General features: G+C 72.8%; 21 protein-coding genes and 2 pseudogenes. 16 read left to right on the forward strand and 7 right to left on the reverse strand.

The genetic code is table 11. The annotated features are described in order from the left end of the window. Together RH94_RS20295 and RH94_RS20300 are read left to right on the forward strand one after the other, a co-directional pair. Positions 1-594, forward strand: a 594-nt coding sequence (locus RH94_RS20295) for a hypothetical protein (protein ID WP_234425903.1), incomplete at its 5' end; no start/stop codon positions are given. 131 nt (positions 595-725) lie between these two features. After that, entirely contained in the window at positions 726-1856 is a 1131-nt protein-coding gene (locus RH94_RS20300; RefSeq protein WP_073948940.1) for a glycosyltransferase family 4 protein, read from the forward strand. 7 nt (positions 1857-1863) lie between these two features. On the opposite strand, the gene RH94_RS20305 is transcribed toward RH94_RS20300, so the two are convergent. The 3 genes and pseudogenes from RH94_RS20305 to RH94_RS43995 all read right to left on the reverse strand — a co-directional run. Beyond that, the gene (locus RH94_RS20305) at positions 1864-3531 is read right to left on the reverse strand and encodes a PucR family transcriptional regulator (protein WP_073948941.1); all 1668 of its coding nucleotides are present in this window, start codon (positions 3529-3531) and stop codon (positions 1864-1866) included. A gap of 132 nt (positions 3532-3663) precedes the next feature. Further along, the coding region (locus RH94_RS20310) for a glycoside hydrolase family 15 protein (RefSeq protein ID WP_234425904.1) at positions 3664-4946 on the reverse strand (1283 nt) is incomplete at its 5' end. Between the two features lies 1 nt (position 4947). Next, positions 4948-5471: pseudogene (locus RH94_RS43995) on the reverse strand (trehalase-like domain-containing protein); the annotation flags it as partial. A gap of 520 nt (positions 5472-5991) precedes the next feature. Here RH94_RS43995 and RH94_RS20315 point away from each other — a divergent pair. From RH94_RS20315 to RH94_RS20355, 9 genes are all read left to right on the forward strand, one after another. After that, the gene (locus RH94_RS20315) at positions 5992-7659 is read left to right on the forward strand and encodes a CTP synthase (RefSeq protein ID WP_073948942.1); all 1668 of its coding nucleotides are present in this window, start codon (positions 5992-5994) and stop codon (positions 7657-7659) included. Between the two features lie 91 nt (positions 7660-7750). Beyond that, complete coding sequence (locus tag RH94_RS20320) at positions 7751-8377, forward strand: NUDIX domain-containing protein (protein ID WP_073948943.1); 627 nt, start codon at positions 7751-7753, stop codon at positions 8375-8377. Positions 8378-8572: 195 nt separating this feature from the next. After that, on the forward strand, positions 8573-10660 hold the full coding sequence (locus RH94_RS20325; protein ID WP_073948944.1) for a tetratricopeptide repeat protein: 2088 nt from the start codon (positions 8573-8575) through the stop codon (positions 10658-10660). A gap of 135 nt (positions 10661-10795) precedes the next feature. Continuing rightward, positions 10796-11920, forward strand: coding sequence for an alanine dehydrogenase (gene ald / locus RH94_RS20330; protein WP_073948945.1), 1125 nt, complete (start codon positions 10796-10798; stop codon positions 11918-11920). Positions 11921-12464: 544 nt separating this feature from the next. Continuing rightward, on the forward strand, positions 12465-13457 hold the full coding sequence (locus tag RH94_RS20335; protein WP_234425913.1) for a ParA family protein: 993 nt from the start codon (positions 12465-12467) through the stop codon (positions 13455-13457). Beyond that, positions 13442-14014 (forward strand): hypothetical protein, encoded by a 573-nt coding sequence (locus tag RH94_RS20340; RefSeq protein ID WP_073948947.1) that lies wholly within the window; start codon positions 13442-13444, stop codon positions 14012-14014. The genes RH94_RS20335 and RH94_RS20340 overlap by 16 nt, the downstream gene beginning before the upstream one ends. An 18-nt stretch (positions 14015-14032) precedes the next feature. After that, on the forward strand, positions 14033-15157 hold the full coding sequence (locus RH94_RS20345) for a segregation and condensation protein A (protein ID WP_073948948.1): 1125 nt from the start codon (positions 14033-14035) through the stop codon (positions 15155-15157). Next, positions 15154-15804, forward strand: coding sequence for an SMC-Scp complex subunit ScpB (scpB, locus tag RH94_RS20350; protein ID WP_073948949.1), 651 nt, complete (start codon positions 15154-15156; stop codon positions 15802-15804). Before RH94_RS20345 ends, scpB begins: the two co-directional genes overlap by 4 nt. Before the next feature lie 12 nt (positions 15805-15816). Beyond that, positions 15817-16884, forward strand: coding sequence for a pseudouridine synthase (locus tag RH94_RS20355; protein ID WP_073948950.1), 1068 nt, complete (start codon positions 15817-15819; stop codon positions 16882-16884). Here the strand turns inward: RH94_RS20355 and RH94_RS20360 are convergent. Beyond that, entirely contained in the window at positions 16881-17576 is a 696-nt protein-coding gene (locus tag RH94_RS20360) for a nucleotidyltransferase domain-containing protein (protein ID WP_073948951.1), read from the reverse strand. The genes RH94_RS20355 and RH94_RS20360 overlap by 4 nt on opposite strands. Positions 17577-17598: 22 nt before the next feature. Further along, positions 17599-18072, reverse strand: coding sequence for a Rieske (2Fe-2S) protein (locus RH94_RS20365; protein WP_073948952.1), 474 nt, complete (start codon positions 18070-18072; stop codon positions 17599-17601). A 217-nt stretch (positions 18073-18289) separates the two neighbouring features. Here RH94_RS20365 and aroH point away from each other — a divergent pair, with 217 nt between their 5' ends. From aroH to der, 5 genes are all read left to right on the forward strand, one after another. Then, positions 18290-18652, forward strand: a complete 363-nt coding sequence (gene aroH / locus RH94_RS20370) for a chorismate mutase (protein ID WP_073948953.1) — start codon at positions 18290-18292, stop codon at positions 18650-18652. After that, the gene (locus RH94_RS20375; protein WP_073948954.1) at positions 18649-19734 is read left to right on the forward strand and encodes a prephenate dehydrogenase; all 1086 of its coding nucleotides are present in this window, start codon (positions 18649-18651) and stop codon (positions 19732-19734) included. The genes aroH and RH94_RS20375 overlap by 4 nt, the downstream gene beginning before the upstream one ends. A 95-nt stretch (positions 19735-19829) precedes the next feature. Continuing rightward, complete coding sequence (cmk, locus tag RH94_RS20380) at positions 19830-20525, forward strand: (d)CMP kinase (protein WP_073948955.1); 696 nt, start codon at positions 19830-19832, stop codon at positions 20523-20525. Next, positions 20483-21205 carry a lysophospholipid acyltransferase family protein gene (locus tag RH94_RS20385; RefSeq protein WP_199881008.1) on the forward strand — a complete coding sequence of 241 codons (723 nt, stop codon included), beginning with the start codon at positions 20483-20485 and terminating at the stop codon, positions 21203-21205. Before cmk ends, RH94_RS20385 begins: the two co-directional genes overlap by 43 nt. A 63-nt stretch (positions 21206-21268) precedes the next feature. Continuing rightward, positions 21269-22753, forward strand: coding sequence for a ribosome biogenesis GTPase Der (der, locus tag RH94_RS20390; RefSeq protein WP_073948956.1), 1485 nt, complete (start codon positions 21269-21271; stop codon positions 22751-22753). Between the two features lie 68 nt (positions 22754-22821). Here the strand turns inward: der and RH94_RS20395 are convergent, their stop codons facing one another. Both RH94_RS20395 and RH94_RS44000 read right to left on the reverse strand, forming a co-directional pair. After that, positions 22822-23238, reverse strand: coding sequence for a hypothetical protein (locus tag RH94_RS20395; protein WP_073948957.1), 417 nt, complete (start codon positions 23236-23238; stop codon positions 22822-22824). Positions 23239-23318: 80 nt separating this feature from the next. Then, positions 23319-23505: pseudogene (locus RH94_RS44000) on the reverse strand (hypothetical protein); the annotation flags it as partial.

Raw genomic sequence — 23505 nt, forward strand, 5'->3', positions numbered from 1 at the left:
GGACGGGTGCGGCCCGCGGCCGGGGCGGCGGTGCTGGCCGCCGGGGTCTGCGGGGCCTATGACGACGTCGTCGGGGCCGGTGACCCGCGCCGTGGGTTCCGGGCGCAGCTGACCGCGCTGCGGGGCGGTGAGGTCACCAGCGGGGCGGTCAAGCTGTTCGGGATCTCGGCCGCCGGGCTCGTCGCCGGGGCGCTGCTGAAGGAACGGCCGCTGGACAAGGTCCTCGCCGGGGTCGTGATCGCCGGGGCCGCGCACGCCGTCAACCTCCTGGACGTACGGCCCGGCAGGGCCGCCGGCGCGGTGCTCGCCCTCGCGGCGCCCGGGCTGCTGCGCGGCGGACCGGGCGCGGAACTGGCCGCCGCCACCACCGGGGCCGCCGCGGCCGTCCTGCCCGAGGATCTGGGGGAGCGCGTGATGCTCGGCGACACGGGGGCGCACGCCCTGGGCGCGGCCCTCGGCGTGGCCGCCGTCGCGTGCAACGGGCGCGCTGGACTGATCGCGCATGCCGTCGCGGTGGCGGCCGCCGCCGTATACGGCGAAAAGGTGAGCGGACAGAAGGAAACGCCAAGCCCTCAACGTCACTCGTCCGAGTGACCCGTACGTACTGACATCCTTGGGGCCGGGGCAGTACGCCGGGCAAGGGCGCGCGGTTCGGCCCCTCGGCTCGATACCTTCTGTACGTTTCCCCGAGACCGCCCGAACGCCGAACCAGGAGCCCCGGCCACGTGAGCCCCGTGAGCAGCCACGTATCGCACGGTCAGTCTCCGCTGCGCACCGTGCAGGTGCTGGGCGGAGGCAGCACCGGCAGCAGTGCGCACGTACGGTCGCTGGCCGCCGGGCTGGTCGCGAGGGGCGTACGGGTCACGGTGTGCGCCCCCGCCGAGGCCGACCGCGCCTACGGCTTCACCGACGTCGGCGCCCAGCACGTGCACGTGCCCCGCAGCAGCGACCCGGTGTCCGTGGCCGCGCTGCGCACGGTCTGCGCGGACGCCGACCTGGTGCACGCGCACGGGCTGCACGCCTCTTTCCGCGCGGCGCTCGCGCTCGGCGGCCGGGACACGCCCCTGGTGGTCACCTGGCACAACCACGCGCACGCCGAAGGGGCCCGTGCGCATCTGCTGCGGCTGCTGGAGCGCCGGGTGGTGAAGGCCGCCACCGTCGTGCTCGGCACCACCTCCGGACTCGTCGACCGGGCCCGCCGCCGGGGCGCCCGGGACGCGAGGCTCGCCGCCGTAGCGGTGCCCCCGCCGGCCGCCGGGTACGAGCACCCGGACCGGCCGCACTCCAAGGTGCGGGCCGAACTCGGCGTCATCGAAAGGCCGTTGCTCCTCGCGGTCGCCTCCCTGGACCCGGACCGCGGCCACGAGCTGCTGCTGGACGCCGCCCGCGCCTGGCGCCTGCTGGACCCCGCGCCGCTGCTCCTCGTCGCGGGCGAGGGGCCGCTGCGTGCCCCGCTGCAGCGGCGGATCGAGGAGGAGGGGCTGCCCGTCCGGCTCCTCGGGCGGCGCGAGGACGTCGGTGAACTGCTGGCGGCGGCCGACGTGGCGCTGCTGCCCAGGAGCTGGGAGGCCCGCCCGGTCCTCGCCCAGGAGGCACTGCACGCGCGCGTGCCGCTCGTCGCCGTGCGCACGGGCAGCGTCCCCGAACTCGTGGGCGACGCGGCCGAACTGGTCCCGGACCAGGACGCGGAGGCACTCGCCGACGCCGTCGTACGGCTGCTCGGCGATCCCGAACGCCGGGAAGCACTGCGGGAGATGGGCGCACAGCAGGCCGGCACCTGGCCCACCGAGGACGAGACGGTCGCCCAGGTGCTCAGCGTCTACGACGAGCTGACCCGGCCCAGGCCGCTGGCCTGACGGCCGGTCAGGGAACGTGCCGACGGGCCCGCAGCGCCAGGCTCAGCGCCAGCACCGTCTGCGGGTCGTCGAGGTCGGTGCCCAGCAACTCCCCGATCCGGGCGAGGCGGTTGTAGAGCGTCTGCCGGTTCAGATGCAGCTCGCGCGCCGTCTCCGCCTTGCGGCCCGCGTTCGCCAGATACGTCTGCAGGGTGGGCAGCAGCGGCGGCTTCGACCGGCGGTCGTGCTCCACCAGCGGGCCGATCGCGCGGTCCACGAAGGCCGCCAGGTCCGGGTGGTCGCGCAGCCGCCACAGCAGCAGGTCGATGTCCAGGCGGCGGGCGTCGTACCAGGGCCGGTCCGGCAGCCCCTGCGCCGCCGTCGCCGTCTCGGCCGCGTGCCTCAGGCCCGCCGAGGCCGCCGCCCAGCCGCCCGCCACCCCGACCACCACCACCGGCGGCTGTCCGCCCGGCCGGTGCATCCCCGCACGCTCCGCACCCGCCCGCAGCGCCGCCGCGACCCGGTCCGCGACCGCCGGCCGCTCCGCCTCCGAGCGCAGGCCGACCAGCAGCGGCACGCGCCCCTCCACGGGCCGTACGCCCAGCAGTACCGGCACGCCCACCGAGGCCACCTCCTCGGCGACCGCGCGGGCCAGCACCGCCCAGCCTCCGCCACTGGCCACCGGGCTCGCGCCGGGAGCACCCCCGGCGGGCGCGAGCGTGTCGCCCAGGCGCATGACGACGGGCAGCAGCGGGCTGTCGCCCGGCTTGAAACCGAGCACGCGGGCCTGAGCGGGGGCGTCCTCGGCGGTGATACGGCCCTCGGCGAGGTCGGTGAGGAAGTCGCCGCGGCCGCGCGCCGCCAGCTCCTCCTCCTGACGGGCGTGCATCAGCACCACGGCCAGGACGCCCGCCGCCCGCTCGGCCGCCATCCGGTGCACCGGGGCCAGCGGCGCGCGCACCGGCAGCATCACCAGCCGGGCGCGCACCGAGCCGGTGCCGGGGCCGCCGCCGGGTACGTCCACGAGGACCGAACCGGCCGGTGGCGAGGCGTCCTTGTGCTGGCCGCGCAGCCCTTCCCAGACCTGCAGCGGATCGGCGCCCTCGGGGCCGGAGCCGGCCGCGTACAGCAGCTGCCCGTCCGGGGTCTCCAGGAAGACGGGGTTGCCGCAGAAACCGGCCAGGATGGCCAGTACCTGGGGCACTCCGCCGCCGCCGAGCAGTGCCTGGGTGCAGCGGCGGTGCACCTCCTCGGCCCGCTGGAGCAGCGCGTAGTGGCCGTTGACGATCTCCGTGTGGATCTCCTCGGTGACCGTCACGAACGGCACCTCGCGGTGCAGCTGGACGAGCGGGAGACCGGCGGTGCGGGCGGTCTCGACGAGGGCGGCGGGCAGACGCGCGAAGCGGGGGCCCAGCTCCACGACGAGGGCCGCGATGCCGCGGTCGGCGAGGGTGCGGACGAAGGCGCGCTGGTCGGCGGGGCGGGTGCCGAGGCCGTAGCCGGTGGTCAGGAGGAGTTCGCCGCCCTTGAGGAGGGAGGCGATGTTGGGGACCTCGCCGGCGTGCACCCAGCGGACGGTGCGGTCGAGCCGGTCGGCGCCGGCCAGGATTTCGGGCAGGCCGCTGCGGAGGCCGGGTAGTTCGAGGGCGCGCTGGACGGTGATCCCGGCGCCCTCGGTGTCGAGTCTGCGGTCCATGGAAACGGACGCTACCTGTGTCCACGGTGCTGTGGCAGCCCCGGGCACCCTGAGTTGTGCGGGTGCCCTGAGCTGGGGTGATCGTGGGACGCGCGCAGCTGCGTCGGCGCGGCCGCCCGCAGCTGCGCGGCCTCAGCCTCCGTACGCGCCGCTCGCCGTCAGGCGCAGGGCCGTGTCGATCAGCGGGACGTGGCTGAAGGCCTGGGGGAAGTTGCCCACCTGGCGTTGCAGGCGCGGGTCCCATTCCTCCGCCAGCAGGCCGAGGTCGTTGCGGAGGGAGAGGAGCTTTTCGAAGAGCTTCCTCGCCTCGTCCACACGGCCGATCATCGCCAGGTCGTCGGCCATCCAGAACGAGCAGGCGAGGAAGGCGCCCTCGTCGCCGGGCAGGCCGTCGACGCCCGCGTTGTCGCCGGAGGTCGGGTAGCGCAGGATGAAGCCGTCCGACGTGGACAGCTCGCGCTGGATGGCCTCGATGGTGCCGATCACCCGCTTGTCGTCCGGCGGCAGGAAGCCCATCTGCGGGATGAGCAGCAGGGAGGCGTCCAGCTCCTGGGAGCCGTAGGACTGCGTGAAGGTGTTGCGCTCCTTGTCGTAGCCCTTCTCGCACACGTCCCGGTGGATCTCGTCGCGCAGCAGCTTCCACCGCTCCAGCGGGCCGTCGGCGTCCCCGGACTCGATGAGCTTGATGGTGCGGTCGACGGCGACCCACGCCATGACCTTGGAGTGCACGAAGTGCCGGCGCGGGCCGCGCACCTCCCAGATGCCCTCGTCCGGCTCCTGCCAGTGCTTCTCCAGGTACTCGATGAGCTTGATCTGGAGCAGGGAGGCGTAGTCGTTGCGGGCCAGGCCCGTCATGTGGGCCAGGTGCAGGGCCTCGGTGACCTCGCCGTACACGTCCAGCTGGAGCTGGTGCGCGGCGCCGTTGCCGACCCGGACCGGGGCGGAGTTCTCGTAGCCGGGCAGCCAGTCCAGCTCGGCCTCGCCGAGCTCGCGCTCGCCGGCGATGCCGTACATGATCTGCAGGTTGTCGGGGTCGCCGGCGACGGCCCGCAGCAGCCACTCGCGCCAGGCGCGGGCCTCCTCGCGGTAGCCGGTGCGCAGCAGCGAGGACAGGGTGATCGCCGCGTCCCGCAGCCAGGTGTAGCGGTAGTCCCAGTTGCGCACGCCGCCGATGTCCTCCGGCAGGGAGGTGGTGGGGGCGGCGACGATGCCGCCCGTGGGGGCGTAGGTCAGGGCCTTGAGGGTGATCAGGGAGCGGACCACGGCCTCGCGGTAGGGGCCGTGGTACCTGCAGTGCCCGACCCACTCGCGCCAGAACTCCTCCGTCGCCTCCAGCGACTGCTCCGGCTCCGGCAGCGGCGGCGGCTCCTTGTGCGAGGGCTGCCAGGAGATCGTGAACGTGACCCGCTCACCCGNCCCGCCGCGACCGTGAAGTCCGCGTACGTGGTCAGCGACTTCCCGTACGTCTTCGCCGGTGTGTCGAACCACACGGAGTCCGGGCCCGCCACCGCCACCGTGCGCCCCTCGTGCCGGTGCACCCACGGCACGATCCGGCCGTAGGAGAAGCGCATGCGCAGCGCCGAGCGCATCGGCACCCGGCCCGAGACGCCCTCCACGACGCGGATCAGCTGGGGGGCGCCGTCGCGCGGGGGCATGAAATCGGTCACGCGGACCGTGCCGCGCGGGGTGTCCCACTCGGATTCCAGGATCAGCGAGTCACCGCGGTAGCTGCGCCGGGCCGCCGCGGGCGGTTCGGAACCGGCCGCGTGGGCGGGGCCGAGGCGCCAGAAGCCGTGTTCCTCGGTGCCCAGCAGGCCGGCGAAGATGGCGTGCGAGTCGAAGCGGGGCAGGCACAGCCAGTCCACTGTCCCGTCCCGGCAGACCAGGGCAGCGGTCTGCATGTCTCCGATGAGTGCGTAGTCTTCGATGCGCCCGGCCACGTGCAACTCCAGTCGAACGGCCACGTCACACCCCACGAAGGGGCTGTCGCTAGTGCGGTCAAGGGGTGGTTGTAATGCGTCGTTGAGCGGTGGGGCAAAAGCGCCGGTCAGCCGCGGGGGCGGATCGGCAACCCTCACTCAACGGACTGACGAGCTCTCGTTGTTTCCGGGTCATCACGGACGGGGGTGGTGCCGCGTTGCCGGTCGGGCTCTTCAGCGAGTGTCCGAGCAGGATACGACGCACGTAGATGATCTGCGTGCCGCTCCTGAGAACCCGCATGTGCCGAACGGGTGAGCCATGGGTGAGAGACCTGTACATGGTGCGTTCCTGTGCCCGTACGTGCGCGGAGCGTGGCCGTGAGCCATGTCCGCCCGGCGCTGATACCCTGGTAGCCCGTGGACCGGTGGGCTCGAAACCCCCGAACCGCAGCGACGGCACCTCCGCCGGAGAACCCGGGTTCCCCGGGCCGGACCGCCGTACCGCACGACCAACCGCGACCACGGGAGCCCCCTCTTGGCCATGCCGCCCACTGTTTTTCGAAACAGCACAGCCACGACGACCAAGCACATCTTCGTCACCGGGGGTGTCGCCTCCTCGCTCGGCAAGGGCCTCACCGCCTCGAGCCTCGGCATGCTGCTCAAGGCCCGTGGCCTGCGCGTCGTGATGCAGAAGCTCGACCCGTACCTGAACGTCGACCCGGGCACGATGAACCCCTTCCAGCACGGTGAGGTGTTCGTCACCAACGACGGCGCCGAGACCGACCTGGACATCGGCCACTACGAGCGCTTCCTCGACCGGGACCTGGACGGCACCGCCAACGTCACCACCGGCCAGGTGTACTCCACGGTGATCGCCAAGGAGCGGCGCGGCGAGTACCTGGGCGACACCGTGCAGGTCATCCCGCACATCACCAACGAGATCAAGCACCGCATCCGCCGCATGGCCACCGACGAGGTGGACGTCGTGATCACCGAGGTCGGCGGCACGGTCGGCGACATCGAGTCGCTGCCGTTCCTGGAGACCGTCCGCCAGGTCCGCCACGAGGTCGGCCGGGACAACGTCTTCGTCGTGCACATCTCTCTGCTGCCCTACATCGGCCCCTCCGGCGAGCTGAAGACCAAGCCGACCCAGCACTCGGTGGCCGCCCTGCGCAACATCGGTGTCCAGCCGGACGCGATCGTGCTGCGCTGCGACCGCGAGGTGCCCACCGCGATCAAGCGCAAGATCTCCCTGATGTGCGACGTCGACGAGGCCGCCGTGGTCGCCTGCCCCGACGCCCGGTCGATCTACGACATCCCGAAGGTCGTGCACTCCGAGGGCCTGGACGCCTACGTCGTGCGCAAGCTGGACCTCCCCTTCCGCGACGTGGACTGGACGACCTGGGACGACCTGCTGGACCGCGTCCACAACCCCGAGCACGAGATCACCCTCGCCCTGGTCGGCAAGTACATCGACCTGCCCGACGCCTACCTGTCGGTGACCGAGGCGCTGCGCGCGGGCGGCTTCGCCAACAAGGCCCGAGTGAAGATCAAGTGGGTCACCTCGGACGACTGCAAGACCCCGGCCGGGGCCGAGGCGCAGCTCGCCGACGTCGACGGCATCTGCATCCCGGGCGGCTTCGGCGACCGCGGCGTGCTGGGCAAGGTCGGCGCGATCCGCTACGCCCGGGAGAACCGGATCCCGCTGCTGGGGCTGTGCCTGGGCCTGCAGTGCATCGTGATCGAGGCCGCGCGCAACCTCGCGGGCGTCCCGGACGCCAACTCCACCGAGTTCGACCCGGCCACCGGCCACCCGGTGATCTCCACCATGGCCGAGCAGATGGACATCGTCGCCGGCGAGGGCGACCTGGGCGGCACGATGCGGCTTGGCATGTACCCGGCCAAGCTGGCCGAGGGCTCGATCGTGCGCGAGGTGTACGACGGCAAGGAGTACGTCGAGGAGCGGCACCGCCACCGCTACGAGGTGAACAACGCCTACCGCGCGGAGCTGGAGAAGAAGGCGGGCATCGTCTTCTCCGGCACCTCCCCGGACGGCAAGCTCGTCGAGTACGTGGAGTACCCGCGCGACGTCCACCCCTACCTGGTCGCCACCCAGGCGCACCCGGAGCTGCGGTCGCGCCCCACGCGCCCGCACCCGTTGTTCGCGGGCCTGGTGAAGGCCGCGGTCGAGCGGCAGAACTCCAAGTAGCACACCCGGTTGTACGGTTGCGGGGGTGCGTTCCTCCAAGGTGAGCACCCCCGCTCCCCTTGTGCACGTCGCGAGGTCGGAAGGACAGGGCATGACGATCAAGGACACCCCGGAGGAGTGGGAGGTCCGGGCGACGGACACGCCCTTCGTGGGCGGCAAGACCTCCGTCCGCACCGACGACGTGGTCATGCCCGACGGCTCCGTGGCCCGCCGTGACTACCAGGTCCACCCCGGGTCCGTGGCCGTCCTCGCCCTCGACGACGAGGACCGGGTGCTGCTGATCCGCCAGTACCGTCACCCGGTGCGGCAGCGGCTGTGGGAGATCCCGGCCGGCCTGCTCGACGTGCCCGGCGAGAACCCGCTGCGCGCCGCCCAGCGCGAGCTGTACGAGGAGGCGCACGTCAAGGCCGAGGACTGGCGGGTGCTGACCGACGTGTACACCACCCCCGGCGGCTGCGACGAGGCCGTACGGATCTTCCTCGCCCGGGGCCTGTCCGCGGTGGAGGGCGAACGCTTCGCGGCGGAGCACGAGGAGACCGACATGGAGCACGCGCGCGTGCCGGTCGGCGAGCTGGTACGCGGTGTGCTCGCGGGCGAACTGCACAACAACTGCCTCGTCGTGGGCGCCCTGTCCCTGGTCGCCGCGCGCGAGGGGGACGGCCTCGACGCGCTGCGCCCGGCGGAGGCCCCGTGGCCGGCGCGGCCCTTCGAGTCCTGAATCCCGAGTCCCGGACACAGCCGGAGGCCTGCCGGGCCGGAGACTCCCCTCTGGTGTGACCATCGCCTGATCCGATCGGGCGATGTGCGCGCCGTGGTCCTCCCGGTGCGTCGCGGAGCGTGAACTAGGCTCTGGACAGCGCCCGGACCGGAGTCCCGGCGGGCTTGCGCGTGCGGTGGGACGGGAGTGTGGCCCGTGACGGACCAGGCGGTGGACGCAGGTGGGGTGGACCTGTCCGGGAGGGACCGGTTCCCCGCGGCCGCCGAGAGTGTTTTCCTGGGCCGTGCGCGGGAGCTGAAGGAGCTGCGCGCCGACATCGAGCGGGCCGGGCTCGACACCCTCTCCGGCCGCAAGGCCCCACGCGCGCGCGTCCTGCTGATCGCGGGCGGGCCCGGCTCCGGCCGTACGGCGCTCGCCGAGGAGCTCGTACGGCAGGTCGCGGACGGCTACCCCGACGGCGTGCTGCGCGCCCGGCTCGCCGAACCCGACGGCACCCCCGTGCCGGTCGAGCGCGCCGCCCGCGAGCTGCTCACCGCCCTCGGCCTGCCCACCCCGCCCGGCGCCGCCGAGGACGAGCTGGCCGAGGCCCTGCGGGACGCGCTCGCCGAGCGCCGGGCACTGCTGCTGCTCGACGACGCGGCCGGGGCCGAGCAGGTCGACGCGCTGCTGCCGGACAACGCCGACTGCCTGCTCGTCGCCGTCTCCCGGGGCCCGCTCACCGGGATCGCGGACGTCCGCCCCTGCACGCTCGGCGGCCTGGACACCAAGTCCGCCGTGGAGCTGCTGGCCCAGCACATCGACCCGGTCCGCATCACCGTCGACCCGCGCGCCGCCGAAAGCCTGGTCGAGGTCTGCGAGGGCCGGCCCGCCGCGCTCACCCTGGCCGGCGGCTGGCTCGCCGCCCACCCCAAGGCCGCCGTCGCCGACCTCGCCAGGCAACTGCACGCCGACACCGGCGCGGGCCCCGCGCTCGCCCGCGTGCTGCGGTTCGTGCACGCCACCCTGCCGGGCACGGCCGCCCGGGTGCTGCGGCTGCTCGCCCTCGCCCCGGCCGGAGACGTCGACCCGCACACCGCCTCCGCGCTCGCCGGCTGCTCGGTCGAGGCCGCCCGCGCCTTCCTCGACGACTTCGCCGCCCTCGGCCTGCTGCGGGCCCTGCCCTCGCCCCTGCCGTGCTACGAGGTCCCCGGCTGTCTGCACCCGCTGCTGCGGGCCCTCGCCGAGCGCCAGGACCGCCCCGCCGAGCTGCAGCTGGCCCGCGCCCGGATGCTGGAGCGGACCGTACGGCTGCTGCAGTCCTGCCGGGCGATCACCGAGACCGACAGCCCCGAGACCCGCGAGAAGCTCAAGAGCCTGCCTTCCACGCTGCGCTTCCCGACCCCGCGGGCCGCCGAGGACTGGCTGCGCGCCCGCCGGCCCGCCCTGCTCGCCGCCGCCCGGCTCGCGGTCGCCGACGGTGAGCTGGACACCCTGGCCCGCCGGCTGATGTCCCAGCTGGTGCGGGCCATGGTCGCCCACTTCGGGACCCGGGCCGCCGCCGGTGACCTCTACGGCGTCCACCGTCTCGTCCTCGACGTGGCCGAGCGGCAGCGGCTGCCCCGGGAGAGGGCCGCCGCCCTGCTGAACCTCGCCGACCTGGACGCCCGTACCGGCCGTACCACCGAGGCGCTGGCCCGCTACCGGGCCGCGCTGGACGCCGGACGCGAGGCGGACGACCCGTACGCGGCCGGCCGCGCGATGGAATCCGTAGGCGGCGCCCACCAGGAGCTCGGGGACTACGACCGGGCCGCCGACTGGTTCGGCCGTGCCCTGGCCCAGCGCCTCGCGCGCGGGGAGCGCGAGGACGCCGCCCGCCTCTACGGCCGCATCGCCACCGCGCACACCTACGCCGGCCGCTACGGCGAGGCGCTGCGCAACTGGCGGGCCTCCGTCGCCGCGCACCGCAAGGCCGGCGATGTCGCCGCCCACGCGCGGGCGTTGAGCGAACTGGCACGCGTCCAGGAGTACGCCGGGCGGCCCGCGGAGTGCCTGCGCACCTGCCAGGAGGCCGTCGAGTGGGCGCGCCGCGCGGAGGACGTACGGTTGCAGGCGGCGCTGCAGCTGCGGCTCGCCGACACCCTGGAGCGGCTGGGGGATCCGACCGCGGCGGCCCTGCACCGCGGGGTGGCCGAGCGCATGCTCGGCGACGAAATCCACGCGGGCAAGGACGGCGGCGCGGCGGGCACATGGCCGGAACAAGAGGCCAACGCCTGCGAAAACCGCAGTGCGGCCGCTGAAGATTGAGGCAATGGAAGGCTAGACAGCAGGAATGCCTTCATTAAACTGGTTCTGCCGCTCGTTCTCCTGCGGTGTCTTCTGGTACGCCCCCGCATGCCAGGGTACGTGTTGCAATGCCCCACATTCTCTGAGTCAAGGACCGTGATCGACGTGAAGGTCGGCATCCCCCGCGAAGTCAAGAACAACGAGTTCCGGGTGGCCATCACCCCCGCCGGCGTGAACGAGCTGGTGCGCAACGGCCACCAGGTCGTCGTCGAGCGGAACGCCGGCGCCGGCTCCTCGATCCCGGACGAGGAGTACGTGGCCGCCGGCGCGCGGATCCTCGACACCGCGGACGAGGTCTGGGCCGCCGCCGACATGGTGCTGAAGGTCAAGGAGCCCGTCGCCGAGGAGTACCACCGCCTCCGCAAGGACCAGATCCTCTTCACCTACCTGCACCTGGCCGCCTCCAAGGAGTGCACGGACGCCCTGCTGGAGGCCGGCACCACGGCGATCGCCTACGAGACCGTCGAGCTGCCCAGCCGCGCGCTGCCGCTGCTCGCCCCGATGTCCGAGGTGGCCGGCCGGCTGGCCCCGCAGGTCGGCGCCTACCACCTGATGCGCGCCTCCGGCGGCCGCGGTGTGCTGCCGGGCGGTGTCCCGGGCGTGCCGGCCGGCGAGGCGGTCGTCATCGGCGGCGGCGTCTCCGGCTGGAACGCCGCGCAGATCGCCATAGGCCTGGGCTTCCACGTGACCCTGCTCGACAAGGACATCAGCAAGCTCAAGGAGGCCGACAAGATCTTCGGTACGAAGATCAAGACCGTCGTCTCCAACGCCTTCGAGCTGGAGAAGGCCTGCCTCGAGGCCGACCTCGTCGTCGGTGCCGTGCTCGTCCCGGGCGCCAAGGCCCCGAAGCTGGTCAGCAACGAGCTGGTGTCCCGGATGAAGGCCGGGAGTGTCCTTGTCGACATCGCGATCGACCAGGGCGGCTGCTTCGAGGACTCCCACCCGACCACGCACGCCGAGCCGACCTTCAAGGTCCACGAGTCGGTGTTCTACTGCGTCGCCAACATGCCGGGTGCGGTGCCCAACACCTCCACCTACGCGCTGACCAACGCCACGCTGCCGTACATCGTCGAAGTCGCCAACCGCGGCTGGGTGGAGGCGCTGCGCCGCGACCCGGCGCTGGCCAAGGGCCTGAACACCCACGGCGGCAAGGTGACTTACCGCGAGGTCGCGGAGGCCCACGGGCTGGAGTACGTGACCCCGGAGTCCCTGCTGGCCTGAGCGGGTCGCCAAGTCGCCAAGGCGTGAAAGGCGATACGTCAACACGCGCCGTCAACGGCGCCGCCCCGGCCGGACCTTGACCGACAAGGTCCGGCCGGATGTGTGTATGGTCACCCTGCCGTACTCGGTCAACTCGCCTCGAACGCAACCATTCGACCGATTCACGCACCGGTGAAACCTGCCGTACGACGGCCGTACGCCCTTGACAGGCGGATGTTTCAATGCCGACACATCGGGCCGGGTCCGGCGGATTGTGTTGCTGCGGACGCCCGACACGCCATAGAGTCGCCAACCGTCGGCATGGTGCCACGCTGACCTGTCTAGAAGTTTCCTGGTCACCAAGGAGGTAAGACGACTTGTGAATGAGTCGACATTTTCTCCCGGGGGTGGTCAACCAGGAACGCCTGCGCTGGGCCAGGGTCCCACGGGGCTCGAGGCTGTCGGCTCCGTCGCTGTGCGCACCTTCGCAGCCCACCAGGGTCACCGGACGTCAGGGGTGACCCCGTCAGCACACCAGAGCATGGATGGCCATCACGTGAACGCCATGGCCGGCGACGGAAGTGGCGCGCCCCACAACCACTTCGCCGACTACGACGAACTGCCCGACGGGCACTTCTACGACCCCGACGCCGAGTACGAGCCCGACCCCGAGTACGCGGCCACGCTCGCGCCCGACGCCGCTCGCCAGCGCCGTGAGCGCATCGGCCCGACCGGACGTCCGCTGCCGTACTTCCCGATCCCGGGTCCGCTGGCCGACCACGGACCCGCGAAGATCATCGCGATGTGCAACCAGAAGGGCGGCGTCGGCAAGACCACGTCGACCATCAACCTGGGTGCCGCGCTCGCGGAGTACGGCCGCCGGGTGCTGCTCGTGGACTTCGACCCGCAGGGCGCGCTGTCGGTGGGTCTCGGCGTCAACCCCATGGAGCTCGACCTCACCGTCTACAACCTGCTCATGGAGCGGGGCATGTCCGCGGACGAGGTCCTGCTGAAGACGGCGGTCCCCAACATGGACCTGCTGCCCAGCAACATCGACCTGTCGGCCGCCGAGGTCCAGCTGGTCTCCGAGGTCGCGCGCGAGTCGACGCTGCAGCGGGCGCTGAAGCCGCTGATGGACGACTACGACTACATCGTCATCGACTGCCAGCCCTCGCTCGGCCTGCTCACCGTCAACGCCCTCACGGCCGCGCACAAGGTGATCGTGCCGCTGGAGTGCGAGTTCTTCGCGCTGCGCGGCGTCGCGCTGCTGACCGAGACCATCGAGAAGGTCCAGGAGCGCCTCAACCCGGAGCTGCAGCTCGACGGGATCCTCGCCACGATGTACGATTCGCGCACCGTGCACAGCCGTGAGGTGCTCGCGCGTGTCGTCGAGGCGTTCGACGACCACGTGTACCACACGGTCATCGGGCGCACGGTCCGTTTCCCGGAGACCACGGTCGCGGGTGAGCCGATCACCACGTACGCCTCCAACTCCGTCGGTGCCGCCGCCTACCGCCAGCTCGCCAGGGAGGTGCTCGCCCGGTGTCACGCCGAGTGAGTCTGCCGGGGGCCGACGAACTGTTCCGTACGACAGGGGGGATGGCGCTCCAGCCGTCGACTCCCCGGCGCCAGGCCGGCAGCGGCGAGGCCCGGGTGCCCGCTCCCGCGGGGGAGAGCGACGCGGCGGCCGCCACGGCGGAGGACGCGCCGCAGTCGGTGCCCGCGCAGGGCGGCGACGGCGCGGGCGCGGAGCACGTGGCGGCGGAGGCGGAGCCGGTGGACGCGGGCGAGTCCCGCAGCCGGTCCACCGCGTCGGAGCGGCCCGTGCGGCGTGCGGCGGCGCAGGAGGGCTCCGCCGCCGTGCCGCCGCGCAAGCGGGGCCGCGGCACCCCGCGCCGGCCCAGCGGGCGGGAGCGGCACGACGAGAAGATCACCGTGTACGTGTCCGCCGAGGAACTCATGGACCTGGAGCACGCCCGCCTGGTGCTGCGCGGCGAGCACGGCCTGGCCGTGGACCGCGGCCGCATCGTCCGCGAGGCGGTCGCCGTGGTCCTGGCCGACCTGGAGTCCCGCGGGGACGCCAGCATCCTCGTACGACGGCTGCGCGGGCGGTAGCGGTAGCCTGCGGGGGCCATGACCTCGAACGACGCCCCCCTTCCCGGCGCGAACGCCGGACGTCGGCGTGCGCTGGGGAGGGGACCCGGTGCCGCGCCCGTGGCACGGCCCGAGGAACCGGTCGCGACTCCCGTGCCGGCACCCGAGCCGCGACTTCCCGGGCCGGAGGCCGTCGAGCCTGAGGCCGCCGAGCCGAGGCCGGAGGCCGGTGCGCCGGAGCCCGGGATCCTCGCGCCGGAGCCGGAGCCCGCCGAGGGCCCACCGCCTCCACCGCCCCCCGCGGATCCCGCGGGTGCGCCCGAGCCCTCCGACGGTGTCTTCAAGGTCCGTCTCGCCAACTTCGAGGGCCCCTTCGACCTCCTCCTCCAGCTGATCGCCAAGCACAAGCTGGACGTCACCGAGGTCGCCCTGTCCAAGGTCACCGACGAGTTCATGGCGCACATCCGGGCCATGGGACCGGACTGGGACCTAGACCGGACGACCGAGTTCCTCGTGGTGGCCGCCACGCTGCTCGATCTCAAGGCGGCCAGGCTGCTGCCCGCCGCCGAGGTGGAGGACGAGGCCGACCTGGCCCTGCTGGAGGCGCGGGACCTGCTGTTCGCCCGGCTGCTGCAGTACCGGGCGTACAAGCAGATCGCCGACATCTTCGGCCGGCGCCTGGAGGCGGAGGGCCGGCGCCACCCCCGTACCGTCGGGCTGGAGCCGCACCACGCCGAGCTGTTGCCCGACGTCGTCATCAGCATCGGCGCCGAGGGCTTCGCCAGGCTCGCGGTCAAGGCGATGCAGCCCAGGCCCGAGCCGCAGGTGTACGTCGACCACATCCACGCCCCGCTGGTCAGCGTGCAGGAGCAGGCCGGGATCGTCGTCGCGCGGCTGCGCGAGCTGGGCGAGGCCGGCTTCCGCACGCTCGTGGAGGACACCGACGACACGCTCACCGTCGTGGCCCGCTTCCTCGCGCTGCTCGAGCTGTACCGGGAGAAGGCCGTCGCCCTGGAACAGGAGGCGGCCCTCGGCGAGCTCGTCGTGCGGTGGACCGGAGGGGACGGGGACGAGACGCCCAGAGTGACCGACGAGTTCGACCGACCGCCCGGGGAGCCCGAGGAGCCCGAGGAACCGGGGGAGTCCAAGGAGGAGAAGGCATGAGCGAGGAGATCATCGAGCCGCCCGCGGGCCCGCGTACCGTCGCCGACCTCGAGCTCAGGCCCGCCCTGGAGGCCGTCCTCATGGTCGTGGACGAGCCCGCCACCGAGGAGCACCTGGCGAAGGTGCTGCAGCGGCCCCGGCGGCAGATCGCGGACGCGCTGCGCGAACTGGCCGACGAGTACACCGCGCAGGGCCGCGGCTTCGAGCTCAGGCCCGTCGCCGGCGGCTGGCGCTTCTCCACCCGCCCCGAGTACGCCGCCGCCGTCGAGGGCTTCGTGCTCGACGGCCGGCAGGCCCGCCTCACCCAGGCCGCCCTGGAGACCCTCGCCGTGGTCGCCTACCGCCAGCCGGTCAGCCGCAGCCGTGTCTCGGCCGTACGCGGAGTCAACTGCGACGGCGTGATGCGGACCCTGCTCCAGCGCGGTCTGGTCGAGGAGGCGGGCGCGGAACCCGAAACAGGTGCGATCCTGTACAGGACGACGAACTACTTCCTGGAGCGGATGGGCCTGCGCGGTCTGGACGAGCTCCCGGAGCTCGCGCCCTTCCTCCCGGAGGCGGAGGCGATCGAGGCCGAGACCCGGGAAGGCGTACCGTCGTTCGACCCGGACGCGCCCGACGCGCCCGGCGGTCAGGACGCAGACGACTAAGACGGAACACTGATGCGAAGCAGCGGCAGGAACAGCGGACGCGGCAACCACCGCGGCGCCGGCAACAACCGGGACGAGCGGCAGGGGCAGGGACGTCCCCGCAATCCCCGCCCCGAGGAGCGCCGCTACGACGTGGGCCCCGGCGCCACCAAGGACGGCCCGAAGGCGGGGCGCGGCGGCGCGGCCCGCGGCGGCGCCAAGGGCGGTCCGAAGAAGGCACAGCAGCCTCAGCAGCGCGGCGGCCGTACGGCACCCGCGCGCTCCCGCGAGTACGAGGCACGGGTCGAGGAGCGCAACCGCGAGCGGTACGCCGGAAAGAAGGACGTCAAGCCGCCCAGGACCTTCCCCGGTGCCGAGCAGGAGGGCGAGCGGCTGCAGAAGGTCCTCGCGCGCGCGGGATACGGCTCTCGGCGGGCCTGCGAGGAGCTGATCGAGCAGGCACGGGTCGAGGTCAACGGCGAGATCGTCCTGGAGCAGGGCCGCCGGGTCGACCCGGAGAAGGACGAGGTCAAGGTCGACGGCCTGACGGTGGCCACGCAGTCGTACCAGTTCTTCTCGCTGAACAAGCCCGCCGGTGTCGTCTCCACCATGGAGGACCCGGAGGGCCGCCAGTGCCTCGGTGACTACGTCACCAACCGCGAGACGCGCCTGTTCCACGTCGGCCGTCTGGACACCGAGACCGAGGGCGTCATCCTGCTCACCAACCACGGCGAGCTGGCCCACCGCCTGTCCCACCCCAGGTACGGCGTGCGCAAGACCTACCTCGCGCACATCGTCGGCCCCATCCCGCGCGACCTGGGCAAGAGGCTCAAGGACGGCATCCAGCTGGAGGACGGCTACGCGCGCGCGGACCACTTCCGGGTCGTCGAGCAGACCGGCAAGAACTACCTGGTCGAGGTCACCCTCCACGAGGGCCGCAAGCACATCGTCCGCCGCATGCTCGCGGAGGCGGGCTTCCCGGTCGACAAGCTGGTCCGCACCGGCTTCGGCCCCGTCACCCTCGGCGACCAGAAGTCGGGCTGGCTGCGCCGCCTGTCCAACACGGAGGTCGGCAGGCTGATGCAGGAGGTCGACCTCTAGAGGGATGTCGCCCGGCGGGCCGACGCGTGGCGGACACGGTGCAGGAAGTCCTCCACGCGCCGGCGGTCGGGCTCCTCGGGGAGGGGTGAGCGGCGGGAGGCCTCCTCGGCCCGCGCCGCCAGGCGGGTCATCCAGGACTCGACCGCCGGCCACGGGACCTCGCCGCGCCTGACCGCCAGCAGCCGGTCGCGTTCGTCGCCCACGTCGAGGGTCAGCCGGCCGGTGCGCAGCAGGTCACGTGCGCTTGCCAGCAGCCGTAGCAGGTGCATGGCGTGCTTCCAGCGCGGGGCGCCGTGCGTGCGCAGGTCCGCGTCGAGCTTCCGGCGCTGGCCGAGGGCGTAGCCGGTGAAGGTCTCGTACGCCCGCCGGGACAGGAACGCCCCGCGCAGGGCGAGTAGCTCGCGGCCCGTGTCGTCGGCGTACTCCACCAGCGGTGAGTGCAGGCACTCCAGGATGTTGGGATTGGCGCGCAACGCCAGTGCGCAGAAGCGTTCCAGCTCCCAGCTGAACTGTTCGGGCAGCGGACCGTCCACATGCGTGGGCGGCTTCTCGAAGCGCCAGAACAGGGAGGTGGGGGCGAGGAAGACGCCGCGGCGGTCCGTGTCGCTGTCGTCGGTCGCCAGCCCGAAGGCCCGCGACCCCATGACACAGGCGTAGACGGTGTGGTCGCGTACCAGGTCCTCGGGCTGCATGCCCGGGAGCGTACGCGGATTTTCACGTCAGACTGATGGAATTTCCCTCCACCTTGATCGGCTCGGCGGGCAGCGGCCGGGTCGCCGGGCCGTGGGCCACGGAGCCGTCGGCGATGCGGAAGCGGCTGCCGTGGCAGGGGCAGTGGATGGTGCCGTCGGCGACCCGGCTCACTGTGCAGTTCTGGTGCGTGCAGACCGCTGAAAAGGCCTTGAACTCGCCCTTCTTCGGCTGGGTGACCACGACCTTCGCCCGCGTGAAGACCATGCCACCGCCTTCCGGGATGTCCCCCGTGCTCGCCAGCACCCGCCCGGCGGCGGCCGTGCCCGTGGAGGGGGAGGCCGCCATCGCGGCGGGTGGGGTCTGCGAGGGGTGGGACGTCTCCGGGGAGGGTGACGTCTCGGAGTTGCCGCTGCTGCTGGTGTTGCCGCAGCCCGCCGCCACGAGCGCCGCCGCACCCGTGGCGAGAACCGTGCGCCGCGTCGAGCCCTGGGTCATGTCGTTACTCCGAGGGGCAGGGGAGGGGGAAGAGCTCCGGGCGGAGCTTCAGCATCTTCGCATCGAACGCGGCCAAGACGAAGCAAATCGGAACGGAACGCAATAAAACACCATTTTCCTTGCCGTCTCAGCGGGCGAGCGCCGCCCACCCCTCCCACGCGGTCTGACTAGGCTGGATGTCCGAGACCCGAAACCCACCTCAGCAAGGAGCAGCGCCGTGGCGGTACGAGCGGTCCGGGGGGCCGTCCAACTGGAGCGGGACGAGGCCGGTCACATGGACGAGCAGGTCGGAGCCCTGCTCACCGCCGTCCTGGAGCGGAACGGCCTGACCACCGACGACCTGATCAGCATCTGGTTCACGGCCACCCCCGACCTGCACAGCGACTTCCCGGCCGCCGCGGCCCGCAAGCTCGGCATCACCGACGTGCCGCTGATCTGCGCCCAGGAACTGGACATCGAGGGCGCCATGCCCCGGGTCGTCCGCGTCCTCGCGCACATCGAGTCCGACCGGCCGCGCGCCGAGATCGCCCATGTCTACCTCGGTGCGGCGGCCGCCCTGCGCAAGGACATCGCCCAATGAGAACCGCCCTCGTCATCGGCACCGGACTCATCGGCACCTCCGCCGCCCTGGCCCTCGCCCGGCGCGGGGTGGTCGTGCACCTCGCCGACCACGACCCGGAGCAGGCCCTCACGGCCGCCGCGCTCGGCGCCGGCACGGACGAGGCCCCGGACGGGCCCGTCGACCTCGTGGTCGTCGCCGCGCCTCCGGCCCATGTGGCCGGGGTGCTCGCCGACGCCATGCGCCGGGGCCTGGCCCACGGCTACCTGGACGTGGCCAGCGTCAAGGGCGGCCCGCGCCGCGAGCTGGAGGCGCTCGGCCTGGACCTGACCGCCTACATCGGCACCCACCCCATGTCGGGCCGCGAGAAGTCCGGCCCGCTGGCCGCCTCCGCCGACCTCTTCGAGGGACGACCCTGGGTGCTCACCCCCACCCGGGACACCGACACCGAGGTGCTCAACCTCGCCCTGGAACTGGTCTCGCACTGCCGTGCGGTTCCGATCGTGATGGACGCCGACGCACACGACCGCGCCGTGGCCCTTGTCTCCCACATGCCCCACCTGGTCTCCAGCATGGTCGCCGCGCGTCTGGAGAACGCCGAGGAAGCGGCCGTACGGCTGTGCGGGCAGGGCATCCGGGACGTGACCCGGATCGCCGCCTCCGACCCGCGCATGTGGATCGACATCCTGTCCGCCAACCCCGGACCGGTCGCCGACCTGCTCTCCGACGTCGCCGCCGACCTGGACGAGGCCGTCCGGGCCCTGCGCGCCCTGCAGTCCTCCGACGAGGCCAAGCGCCGCGAGGGCAGCGTCGGCATCGAGGACGTGCTGCGGCGGGGCAACGCCGGCCAGGACCGGGTGCCCGGCAAGCACGGATCCGCGCCGCACGTGTACGAGGTCGTCGCCGTCCTCATCGACGACCAGCCCGGCCAGCTGGCCCGCATCTTCGCGGACGCGGGGACGGCCGGGGTCAACATCGAGGACGTACGGATCGAGCACGCGACCGGACAGCAGGCCGGCCTGGTGCAGCTGATGGTCGAGCCGAAGGCGGCGCCCTTCCTGACGGCGGCCCTGCGGGAACGGGGCTGGGCCATCCGCCAGTAAGAGGGGCCCCGGGAAGCCAGTAACCTTGTGCGGGGCGCCCGTGACCCGGCGTCCCGCACCCCGCCCACCACCCTTCACCAGGAAGGTGCCCCGCTGTGGAAAACGGCGCCGCCCGGACCGCCCAGCCCGTGATTGTCGCCATCGACGGCCCCTCCGGCACGGGCAAGTCGAGCACGTCGAAAGCCGTCGCCGCGCAGCTCGGCCTGAGCTACCTGGACACCGGCGCCCAGTACCGGGCGATCACCTGGTGGATGGTGACCAACGGGATCGACATGGAAGACCCCTCCGCGATCGCCGCCGTGGCCGGCAAGCCCGAGATCGTCTCCGGCACCGACCCGGCCCACCCGACGATCACCGTCGACGGCGTGGACGTGGCCGGCCCGATCCGCACCCAGGAGGTCACCGCCAAGGTCAGCGCCGTCAGCGCCGTACCCGAGGTGCGGACCCGGATCACCGAGCTGCAGCGCTCGCTGGCCACCTCCGCCGAGGACGGCATCGTCGTCGAGGGCCGTGACATCGGCACCACCGTGCTGCCGGACGCCGACCTGAAGATCTTCCTCACCGCCTCCCCGGAGGCCCGTGCCGCCCGCCGCAGCGGTGAGCTGAAGGGTGCGGACGTGCACGCCACCCGCGAGGCCCTGATCAAGCGGGACGCCGCCGACTCCAGCCGCAAGACCTCACCGCTGGCCAAGGCCGGCGACGCGGTCGAGGTGGACACCACCGACCTGACGCTGGCGCAGGTCATCGAGTGCGTCGTCACCCTCGTCGAGGAGAAGCGGGCCGCGAAGTGAGCCGTCCGTCGGAGCGTACGGCGGGTCCTCCGTCCGAGCGCGGTGCCGACATCGGCCGGCGCATCGGCGTCGGGCTGATGTACGGCCTGTGGCGCCCGCGCGTGCTCGGCGCCTGGAGGGTGCCCGCGGCCGGCCCTGCGATCCTCGCCGTCAACCACTCGCACAACATCGACGGCCCGATGGTCATGGGCGTGGCGCCCCGGCCGGTGCACTTCCTGATCAAGAAGGAGGCGTTCGCCGGCCCGCTGGACCCCTTCCTGACCGGCATCGGCCAGCTGAAGGTGGACCGGCACACCACCGACCGTACGGCGATCACCCGTGCCCTCGGCGTCCTGGACAGCGGCGGCGTCCTCGGCATCTTCCCCGAGGGCACCCGCGGCGAGGGCGACTTCGCCTCCCTGCGCGCCGGGCTCGCCTACTTCGCGGTCCGCGGCGGGGCGCCGATCGTGCCGGTGGCGGTGCTGGGAAGTTCCGAGCGGCGCGGACGGTTGATAAAGGGGCTGCCTCCGCTGCGCTCCCGCGTCGACGTCGTCTTCGGCGACCCGTTCGAGGCGGGCGACGGCAGCGGGCGGCGTACGCGCAAGGCCCTGGACGAGGCGACCGAGCGCATCCAGAAGCAGCTCACCGCCCACCTGGAAAACGCCAGGCGTCTGACCGGACGCCCGGCGACACTCGAGTAGTGGACCGCCGCGAACCGGCGGGGCTCCACCGACCACCACGATGAACGACGAGGTACGCACTTCATGAACGACCACATCCAGCCCGACGGCTCGGCCGAGCACGAGTACGAGCACGGGGCGCTCGGCGACGCCGAGTACGCGGAGTTCATGGAGCTCGCCGCGGAAGAGGGCTTCGACCTCGAGGACGTCGAGGGCGCCATCGAGGCGGCCGGACACGGCCCGCTGCCCGTGCTCGCCGTCGTCGGCCGTCCCAATGTCGGCAAGTCGACCCTGGTGAACCGCATCATCGGCCGCCGCGAGGCGGTCGTCGAGGACAAGCCGGGCGTGACCCGCGACCGCGTGACCTACGAGGCCGAGTGGGCGGGCCGCCGCTTCAAGGTCGTCGACACCGGCGGCTGGGAGCAGGACGTCCTCGGCATCGACGCCTCCGTCGCCGCCCAGGCCGAGTACGCCATCGAGGCCGCCGACGCCGTCGTGTTCGTCGTCGACGCCAAGGTCGGCGCCACCGACACCGACGAGGCGGTCGTCCGGCTGCTGCGCAAGGCGGGCAAGCCGGTGGTGCTGTGCGCCAACAAGGTCGACGGCCCGAGCGGCGAGGCCGACGCGACGTACCTGTGGTCCCTGGGCCTCGGCGAGCCGTACCCGGTCTCGGCACTGCACGGCCGCGGCACCGGCGACATGCTCGACCGCGTCCTGGAGGCGCTGCCCGAGGCACCGCGCGAGACCTTCGGCGGGACCGGCATCGGCGGCCCGCGCCGGGTGGCCCTGATCGGCCGGCCGAACGTCGGCAAGTCCTCCCTGCTGAACAAGGTGGCCGGCGAGGAGCGCGTCGTCGTCAACGAGCTGGCGGGCACCACCCGCGACCCGGTCGACGAGCTGATCGAACTGGGCGGCAAGACCTGGAAGTTCGTCGACACCGCGGGCATCCGCAAGCGCGTCCACCTCCAGCAGGGCGCCGACTACTACGCCTCGCTGCGCACCGCGGCCGCCGTGGAGAAGGCCGAGGTCGCCGTCGTCCTGATCGACGCCTCCGAGACCGTCTCGGTGCAGGACCAGCGGATCATCGCCATGGCCGTCGAGGCGGGCCGCGCGCTCGTCATCGCCTACAACAAGTGGGACACCCTCGACGAGGAGCGCCGCTACTACCTGGAGCGGGAGATCGAGACCGACCTCGCGCAGATCTCCTGGGCCCCGCGCGTGAACGTCTCGGCGTACACCGGGCGGCACATGGAGAAGCTGGTCCCGGCGATCGAGACGGCGCTGGCCGGCTGGGAGACCCGGGTGCCGACCGGCCGCCTCAACGCCTTCCTCGGCGAACTCGTCGCCGCCCACCCGCACCCGGTCCGGGGCGGCAAGCAGCCGCGCATCCTGTTCGGCACCCAGGCCGGCACCAAGCCGCCGCGGTTCGTGCTGTTCGCCTCCGGCTTCATCGAGGCGGGCTACCGGCGCTTCATCGAGCGCCGGCTGCGCGAGGAGTTCGGCTTCGAGGGGACGCCGATCCATATCTCGGTGCGGGTCCGCGAGAAGCGCGGCGCGAAGAAGAAGTAGCCGAAGAAGCAGCCGAAGCGGAAGGGCGGCCTCCTGGGACAGGGGCCGCCCTTCCGCTCGCCGGGGCGTCAGAGTCCGCGGCGCGGGCCGGGCGGCAGCGCCGCCGGGACGTGCTGGGTCCCGGTGTCCTGCCGCCCGATCGTCCCGACGCGCTGCCACTGCGCCTGCTGCCGGCCGGTTCCGTGGCGGGTGCTGTACGCGCCCGCGCTGTAGGCGCTGTACGTGTTCGAGCCCGTACCCTGCGGGAGGTTCCCGAACGCGACGAAGCCCAGGTCCTCCTCGCCGCTGCGGTCGCCCGGCAGGGTCCGGAAGGACTTGACGTACTCGGCGTAGAGCGCGTCGTAGATCGGCGTGGCCGAGGGGCCGCCGTGAGGGTCCTGGACCGGCCGCGACGGGGAGAGCTCCCGGCTCGACGAGCGCAGTCGGGAGCTCGGCGAGGGAATCGGCGGGTAGGACTGGCGGCGGGAAACGTCGTATGCGTGCACGTATGTCCAAACGACCCCGGACCGGAAGGGATGCGGCCAGGACGGGCAGGTCCCGGGGGCTTTCGTCCGGACGAGGGGCCTCAGGTTCCAGCGAGCGGCAGCGCCGCCGCGACCAGCCTTCCGCTCGCCGCCGCCTTGTCCAGCGCGTCCCGCAGCAGGTCCTCGCGCGGCTGGCGGCCGATGGAGCCGGCCGGCGCCGCGAACATCAGCACCTGCTGGTGCTTGTTGGCCGCCGCCCGCCAGCCGTCGGTGACCTGGAGCGGCTGG

Source organism: Streptomyces kebangsaanensis, from assembly GCF_001906585.1.
GTDB lineage: Bacteria > Actinomycetota > Actinomycetes > Streptomycetales > Streptomycetaceae > Streptomyces > Streptomyces kebangsaanensis.